Source organism: Streptomyces sp. NPDC033229, assembly GCF_055576875.1.
Map to the genome: position 1 here is coordinate 1 of NZ_JBVIQR010000163.1, position 2,650 is coordinate 2,650.

2 protein-coding genes and 1 pseudogene are annotated in these 2,650 nt (G+C 65.2%); 2 read left to right on the plus strand and 1 reads right to left on the minus strand.

Features of this window, described 5'->3' with window-relative positions; all coding sequences use genetic code 11:
• Positions 1-409: 409 nt before the first annotated feature.
• Positions 410-844 carry a hypothetical protein gene (locus ACZ53N_RS37025; protein WP_469145092.1) on the plus strand — a complete coding sequence of 145 codons (435 nt, stop codon included), beginning with the start codon at positions 410-412 and terminating at the stop codon, positions 842-844.
• A 350-nt stretch (positions 845-1,194) separates the two neighbouring features.
• Here the strand turns inward: ACZ53N_RS37025 and ACZ53N_RS37030 are convergent, their stop codons facing one another.
• Positions 1,195-1,857, minus strand: coding sequence for a hypothetical protein (locus ACZ53N_RS37030; protein WP_469145093.1), 663 nt, complete (start codon positions 1,855-1,857; stop codon positions 1,195-1,197).
• Between the two features lie 271 nt (positions 1,858-2,128).
• On the opposite strand from ACZ53N_RS37030, the pseudogene ACZ53N_RS37035 reads away from it, so the two are divergent.
• Positions 2,129-2,548: pseudogene (locus tag ACZ53N_RS37035) on the plus strand (transposase); the annotation flags it as partial.
• Between the last annotated feature and the right edge of the window lie 102 nt (positions 2,549-2,650).

A 2,650-nucleotide genomic window follows, 5' to 3' on the forward strand; every position in this document is an offset into this window, starting at 1 on the left:
CACCGTGCGTGCGAGCACCCCGTCGGCAAACGGGACAAACCAACCACCGCAGAGCGCGCCACGAACAACCGGTCTGCACAAACGCCAAGCTTAGGATGACAGCGCACATGTTCCGGCGCGGAAAAGGGGTGGGGGAGCGATGACACCGACCGCCGAACACCTCCCGGCTGCCATCGAGGTGCGGTGCCCCGTGTGCGGGCGGACCGTGACGACCGGTCAGAGCGGCAACACCACCCGGTGCCCCAAGACGCGCGGCGGCTGCGAACGTCGACCCCGGTTCCTGTTGCTGGTCAGGGGTTATTGAGGTGCAGGAGGCGATGAACGCGTTCGATATCGCCTTCGATGGCACACTTTCAGCCGAACGAGCGTGGGCCAGTCAGGTTTGCGTCAGAACCTCTACGCTAATCGGGTGAAGTGCACGGCTGCTTTCTGGTGTGGTGAAGGGGTGAGGAGGATTCTGGAGCGGGTAGAAAACCTGAACATCGGCCGGAAGACAGTACTTTGCCTGATGTGTGCGGGTGCTGCCAGTATGAAGGGGAACTGGTGGATGATGGGTGTCAAGCAGCGGATCGTCGGAACAGTAGGAGCTCTCACCCTCGCCCTTGGCGGAGTCATGCTCGTCACGCCTACAGCTCACGCCGCATCAACTTCGACGTACAGCTATGGCGACTGCCATGATTACGTGGTGCAGAACGGGGGCGATCCTTTTATCGCTTTTATGGCATGCACTGAAGGGGCAACTGGAGAGGCAGCGCTTCAGGATATGTGTGCGAATCTGCTGGCTCAGGATCCCGGGTTCTACGGCGATGACGTATACGCTTGCTATGAGCTCGCGCCGCAGTGATCCGGTGTGCGGGCGGGTGAGCCGGGTTTGCCGCCCGTGGAGCGGGCTCAGGGTCGGGGGAGCGCAAGCGACCTAGGCCCGCGGGCCGCGCAGCGGTCGCTCCGGGTGCACCGCAGAGGGCCTGGATGGGGGAGCGGACCCGCCCAACGGGCCGCAGGCCCGGACCCCGTGAAACGGGGTCACCCCAGGCCACCGCAGTGGGCCGTTCGGGGTGGAGCGCAGCGGAACCTGCGCTTGATTCTCGTATCTATCCTCGAATGCTTTTGAAGCACCAGCATGGGGGAGCTGGCGGCCGCAGTGGTACGGAGAGTATCCCGGTAGGGCTCATGGAGCCGTTGGGGCGCAGAGCGTCAGCTTCGGAGTTGGCCCTCGATGACACGTTGGAGCTGAGACGTGTCGGCGTCTCCGCTCCAACGGACGTACTGGAAGTTCTTCCCGTTCTCCTGGGACCTGTCGCGTGCGGCTCCGAGGGTGGAAAGAGCCGGCTCGTGCATGTTGCTCACGATGACGATCGCGTCCAGGTCTGTCCGTCCGCGGAGCAGCGTTTCGACGATCTCCCGCATACGGCGGGGGCCGATGTGCGTGGTGGGGTCGCCGAATTTGGTCACGATGCCGGCCTTTTTGCCGTCGAGGGTCACTTCGATGTCGGTGCCTCGGTCGTACGGCCCCCTGGAATGGTGGATCGCACGGGGGCCGAAGGCCGATACCAGGCGATCGTTGATGACCTGCTCGTATGCGGCGGCGGACAGTTCCCGGATTTCGGTGTCCCGCTGCACTTCGGGAGCGACGGTGGTGGCCGCTGAGGCGAGGCTCAGAGCATCGTCGGGGCTGTCCGCGTTACGGATCCTGTCTTCGATCTCGGCCAAGGTGAGGGTGCCGTCTGCCAGTCCTATTTCCTTGATCTGGCGTCCCATCACGGCTGCAACGAGTAGGAGGGCTCCGGCGATGATGAGTGCGGCGGGCCCGGCTTCCGTCGTGACGGTGAAGACGGCGACTGCCCCGGCACCCACCATTGCGGCGCCGGCAAGGCCCAGGGTCCAGCGAGCCGCGGGGGTGAGTCTGCCTGTTCGCTGGATTTGGGCAGCGCGCTCAGTTCGTTGGGCCCTCCATCGGGCTATTGGACCGGGAGGTTTGGGAGGGCGGGGGACAGGGGTGCTCATGACTCGCAGGGTAGGGGAGGAGAGGGCTCTGCGGGGCGAGGTTTAGGAGCCTCGGTCTCTTGGCTGGCAGCTCGCGGCCTGAGGCCGAGCGCTGACGTCTGCCCGCTGCGCTTCGCCTGAGGAGTTGGCTGCGGTCCGGTCTGATCTGGAGGACTTCGCGGCGGATGTGTTCGAGCCGTTCGCGCGCGTGGACCAGCGCCGGTGGGGATCGGTGTACCTGCGCGGGCTGCTGACGGGTGGCGGCCGTAAGTCGGTCGAGCCGATGGCCGCCCGGCTGGGCCAGGACGGGAACCGGCAGGCCCTGGCCCACTTCATCACCACCAGCCCATGGGATCCGGCCCATGTTCGGGCCCGGCTGGTGTGGAAGATGCAGGCGGCCGTCCGGCCCACCGCGTTGATCATTGATGACACGGGGTTCCTCAAGGACGGTGACGCGTCGGCATGTGTATCGCGGCAGTACACCGGCACGGCGGGGACCCGTATTTCAATTAGTGCTCGGTACAGGGGCGTTGGTGGGAGTCTGAGATATGATTCCGTGTCTGCCAGGCTGTGCTGCCGCCCGTGCTCTGCGAACGAAGTTCGATCAGATCCTGCCGCACTTCGATGAGCGCCGCCGTCGGTTGTACCTGGCCAGTGAGGCGACGGC

Bases quoted from the DNA above. Each gene is read 5' to 3' on its own strand.
- ACZ53N_RS37030 (WP_469145093.1), bottom strand. From the start codon at position 1,857: ATGGTGGGTGCCGGGGCAGTCGCCGTCTTCACCGTCACGACGGAAGCC.